This window comes from Burkholderia sp. BE12 (assembly GCF_002959955.1).
Classification (GTDB): domain Bacteria; phylum Pseudomonadota; class Gammaproteobacteria; order Burkholderiales; family Burkholderiaceae; genus Burkholderia.
In genome coordinates this window covers 1-327 of record NZ_PREY01000096.1, presented here as the reverse complement: position 1 = coordinate 327, position 327 = coordinate 1, and the positions used below count along the sequence as shown (strand labels likewise).

General features: G+C 56.3%; 2 tRNA genes. Both read left to right on the top strand.

The features are described 5' to 3' along the window. Positions 1 to 43 precede the first annotated feature (43 nt). Positions 44 to 120 (top strand) — tRNA-Ile (locus tag C4B30_RS35085). A 93-nt stretch (positions 121 to 213) separates the two neighbouring features. Next, positions 214 to 289, top strand: a tRNA-Ala gene (locus tag C4B30_RS35080). Positions 290 to 327: the final 38 nt, after the last annotated feature.

Here is a 327-nt window from a genome sequence, read left to right as displayed (position 1 = left end):
TGAGCGCTCACGCTTATCGGCTGTAAATTAAAGACAGACTCAGGGGTCTGTAGCTCAGTCGGTTAGAGCACCGTCTTGATAAGGCGGGGGTCGTTGGTTCGAATCCAACCAGACCCACCATTGTCTGACGTGTCGGTGATCGTTGGCGCTTTAGCGCTTACGAGCAGCCCATGCCGGCAGGCTGTAGGTACCTGAGGGAAATCTGTACTCAATGGGGGCATAGCTCAGCTGGGAGAGCACCTGCTTTGCAAGCAGGGGGTCGTCGGTTCGATCCCGTCTGCCTCCACCAATCACCAACGCTAAGGGCTTGGTTCAGAGACTGAACCG